4 protein-coding genes are annotated in these 4,881 nt (G+C 24.9%); all 4 read left to right on the top strand.

Annotation, left to right across the window (positions count from 1 at the left end; translation table 11 throughout):
- A partial coding sequence (locus tag JWF52_RS17410; RefSeq protein WP_208334755.1) for a HEAT repeat domain-containing protein occupies nt 1-1,116 on the top strand: 1,116 nt, incomplete at its 5' end.
- A complete protein-coding gene (locus JWF52_RS17405; protein ID WP_208334754.1) occupies nt 1,097-2,578 on the top strand; it encodes a glycosyltransferase family 2 protein in 1,482 nt (493 codons plus the stop codon). The genes JWF52_RS17410 and JWF52_RS17405, both read left to right, overlap by 20 nt.
- Before the next feature lie 236 nt (nt 2,579-2,814).
- Nucleotides 2,815-4,431, top strand: coding sequence for a Na/Pi cotransporter family protein (locus JWF52_RS17400; RefSeq protein ID WP_208334753.1), 1,617 nt, complete (start codon nt 2,815-2,817; stop codon nt 4,429-4,431).
- Nucleotides 4,432-4,587: 156 nt separating this feature from the next.
- Nucleotides 4,588-4,845: a hypothetical protein gene (locus tag JWF52_RS17395; RefSeq protein WP_208334752.1), complete on the top strand. Its 258-nt coding sequence runs from the start codon at nt 4,588-4,590 to the stop codon at nt 4,843-4,845.
- The last annotated feature ends 36 nt before the right edge of the window (nt 4,846-4,881 follow it).

Here is a 4,881-nt window from a genome sequence, read left to right as displayed (position 1 = left end):
TTTTTTGTATATATAATTTCATGTTCAATTGTTTATATGATAGTAAAAGATATGCTTAACATACGATTTAATAAAAAAGTAGATAAATTAGAAGATACTTTTGGAAAAGAAGTTCTAAGACAACTAAATAATGTTAAATTAAATAAAGAGATATCTAAAATAGATATAAAATATATAAAAGAAAATTTAAATAAAAAACCATATATAAAAGTTTTTAATAATAATATATTTAAGTTTAATGAAAATGAAGAAAATCATAAATTTACTAAAATATATATGTCAAATTTTGAAGATGTAATATTAGGATATATAAAAAAGTGTAAAAGAAAAGATGATACAATAAAAAGTTATTGTACAGTATTATTAGGTGAGTATAAATTAAATAATTTTGAAGTGAATAACTTTTTATTTAATTGCATTAATACAAAATCTATTTATTTAAGAGTATCATCATTAAAATCTATATCTAAAATAGGTAATCTTAAAAACTTTATAGAAGCTTTAATATATATATCAGATGAAGATAAGTATATAAATAATAAAATTTTAATTGATATATTAGGTCAATTTGATGGAAATAAAAATCTATTAAATAAACAACTTATGAATAAGTTTGGTTCATTTAATGAAAATATACAAAAGACAATTGTAGAACACTTTAAAAATAATAAGATTATGTCAGTTAAAAATAATATGTTAGATATACTAAAAGACGAAAGTAGTGATAAAGAAGTACGAATAAGTGTAATAAAATACTTTTCAACTGTAAAATATGAAAATGCTAAAAATGAAGTTATAAAGATATTAAAAGAATATGACTGGGAGTATAGAGCAATTTGTGCAGCTACTTTAGGAAATTATAAAGATAAAGAAAGTATAGATGCTTTGCTTACAAGTATAGGAGATAAAAACTGGCATGTAAGATATAATTCAGCAATATCTTTATTAAGATTTGAAGAAGACTATATAATAGATATGGTACTTAGAAAGAATGATAAATATTCAATGGATATACTTTTTTACGTAATGTTTATGAAAAATAAAATATCTTATGAAGAGTGCCTAGAAAGGTCAAGAAAGATAGAGGAAGATAGCGATGTTAAAGTTAGTTATTGATTATTTAAATATATTTTTTATGTACTATATATTAATATATGCAGGAGTATTTTTCATATCTACAATATTTTCAGTTTTAGAGTTAAATGAAGATAAACGAAAAAGAAAGTACTTAAATGCATTATCAATAAAAAGTGAAGATAACTATATACCAATATCTATACTAGTGCCTGCATATAATGAAGAACAAACAGTTCTAGATTGTATAGATTCATTACTATATTTAGATTATCCAGAGTATGAAATAATAGTTATAGATGATGGCTCAAAAGATGCTACATCTGAAATAATAATAGATAAGTTTAATTTAAAAAAAATATCAAGACCAATTAGAAGAGTAGTAAACTGTAAAAAAGAAGAATTTATATATGAAGAAACTATTAAAGACAATATAAAATTAACACTTGTTAAAAAAGAAAATGGAGGGAAGGCAGATTCGCTTAATATGGGTATAAACGTATCTAGATATCCATTATTTGTATCTCTTGATGCAGACTCTATACTTCAAAGAGATTCACTAAGTAATATAGCTATACCTTTTATGGAAGATGATACAACTGTTGCAGTTGGAGGAAATATAAAAGTTTCTAATCAAGTTGTTTTAGACAAAGGCGAAGTTGTAAAAGCACTATCACCTAAAAGGTTGCTTGTAATATTTCAAACAATAGAATATTACAGAGTATTTTTAACAACAAGAGTTTGGTTTAATAGTTTTAATGGTAATTTAATAATATCAGGCGCATTTGGACTATTTAAAAAAAGTGCAGCTATAAATATTGGAGGATATGATACAAAAACTATAGGAGAAGATATGGATCTTGTTGTTAAACTTCATTCTTTTTATAGGAAAAACCATCTTCCATACAATATAAAATATGCTCATAAGGCGATTTGTTGGTCTCAAGTTCCAGAGAAATTTAAAGATTTAAAAAATCAAAGAAGGCGTTGGCACATAGGCCTTATTACAAGTTTATTAAATCATAGATATATATTTTTAAACCCTAAATATGGAATAGTAGGAGTTTTTTCATTTTTATATTTTGTGGTATATGAATTATTTTCTTGTATAATAGACATATTCGGACTAGCTATAATTTTAATATCCTATTTTTCAGGACTATTAAATATGGAATTTTTATTTACATTTTTATTTGTTTATATATTATATGGAACTATAATATCTATAACATCTGTAATTCTTGAAAATTATATATTTAAGCATATATCGAGTGGATTTACGTTATTAAAGCTTATGTTATTTTCAGTATTTGAAAGCTTTGGATATAGGCAAATTTGTTCATGGTATAGATTGACAGGACTTATAGGATATAGAAAAAGAAAGAATCAATGGAATAAGATAAGCAGGAAAAAACAAAATAAAATTTATGATATTAAGGATATAATAGATAAAGAAGATGAAGATGAAAATTTTGGATTAACTAGAGAAAATAATGCTAAATAATATATTATGAGGCATGATTAAGTATTGATTTATATATAGATACAACAGTGGGAAAAAACACTACTTATATTAATATAAGTAGTGTTTTTTCGTAAAAATGCTTTATTTAATTTATTTTATATTTAAGTATAATCAAAAAAAAATAAAAAAAATTAACAAAAGAGTCGAATTTTCTGCTAATATAAAATAGTGAAAAAAGTAAGGAAAAGAACTATTATTTTGAGGAGGAGTAGACAGTGAAGATATTCATAAGTCTTATCGGAGGCTTAGGACTTTTCTTATATGGAATGAACATAATGGGAGAAGGACTGCAAAAATCAACAGGACCTAAATTAGAAAGAGCGATAGGGCTTCTAACTAGCAACGTAGTAATGGGAGTTTTAGTTGGTGCTGTTGTTACAGGTATTATACAAAGTAGTGGAGCTACTACTGTAATGGTAGTCGGATTTGTAAATGCAGGCATAATGAGTTTATATCAAGCTATAGGTGTTATAATGGGGGCAAATATTGGTACAACAGTAACTGCACAGTTAGTATCATTTGATGCAAGCATAATATCATCAATAGCTCTTGGAATAGGTATTATATTATATATGGTAGGTTCGAAATCAAAGCCAAAACTTAAAAATATATCTGAAATATTAATAGGATTTGCTATATTATTTATAGGTATGCAATTTATGAAGGATGCTCTTGCGCCTTTATCTAAATATGAAGGTTTTAGAAATTTATTACAAGGACTTGCAGACCATCAAATTTTAGCATTATTAGCAGGTTTTGCACTTACAACTTGTTTACAAAGTTCAAGTGCATCGATGGGTATATTAATAGCTTTAGCATCACAAGGCTTAATGCCATTAGCTGGAGCATTACCAATATTATATGGTGATAACATAGGTAGTTGTACAACTTCTTTAATATCAAGTATAGGTACTAATAAAAATGCAAAAAGAGCAGCGATTATGCATTTAATATTCAATTTAATAGGGACACTTTTATTTATGTTAGTGTTAAACAAACCTATAACTATGATAGTTCAACATTTAGATCCATCGGATGTATCAAGACAAATAGCAAACTCACATACGTTATTTAATATAACTAATGTTTTAATATTATTACCATTTTCTAAGTACATAGTTAAATTAGTTATGAGGCTTATACCGGATAATGGAGATGAAGAATACGATGAAAAAACAACAAAGTATTTAGATGAAAGAATGTTAGAAACTCCATCTATAGCGCTTGGAAATATAGTAAAAGAAACATTAAGAATGGGAAATAAAGCAAAAGGAACATTAGAAACCTCAATAAAAGCTGTGATAGAAAGCTCTGAAGAAGATGTGAAAAAAACATTTGAAAAAGAACATATAGTAAATCAATTACAAAAGAAAGTTATAGATTATTTAGTTAAACTATCTACAAAATCATTAGATGATCAGTTAATAGTTCAAGTAGATTTTCTATTTAATACAGTAAATGACATAGAAAGAGTTAGTGACCACTCTGAAAATATAGCAGAATTAGCACAAGATCTTATAAACTCAAAGTCTAATTTATCAAAAGAAGCTAAAGATGAGATTGTATGTATTTATGATAAAGTTTTAAAGGTATATACTTTAGCACTTCAATCTATGAAAGAATATGATAAAGTATTAGCACGTAAAGTATTGGAATTAGAAGAAGAAGTAGACTATATGGAAAAGTCTTTTAGATCAAGCCATAGAAGTAGGTTAAAGAAAAATCTATGTAGCGTAGACTCTGGTATAGCATATATAGAGCTATTAAGTAACTTAGAAAGAATATCAGACCACTCAAAAAATATTGCAACAAGAGTTATACAAGGAAAATAAGAAATCAAACACTACTTATATTAATACAAGTAGTGTTTTTATTTTAAATTTAATAATTATTGATATATATATTAATATAACTTAAAACATATTTGTAAATACATAGTATTTGGGTATATAATGTTTATATTATAAAATAGAAAGAAGGTTTTTAATATGGAAGAAATATACAGATTAATAGAAGAAAAAATAAAAGCAGCAGGTTATAAAGGTAGTGTAAGTGGAAAAAATATTTACGATGAAATATGTGATCAAATAGAAGAAGCAGAAAATGGAAGTTATATATTTATGTCAAAGAAAGATGATGATGTTTTCTTTGAATATAAAATAGATGTTATGGATGATAACTTTAACTTATCTTATATAGATATAAACACACCACAAGGAAAAATTAACGTAGATTTTGATAACTAGAAAATATATAAAAAGGTATAGCTTATATAAGCTATA

The sequence above is a fragment of the Clostridium sp. CCUG 7971 genome (assembly GCF_017590215.1).
Classification (GTDB): Bacteria; Bacillota; Clostridia; order Peptostreptococcales; family Peptostreptococcaceae; genus Faecalimicrobium.
Note: the sequence above shows the minus strand (reverse complement) of the source record. Positions and strands in the feature narration are given on the sequence as shown.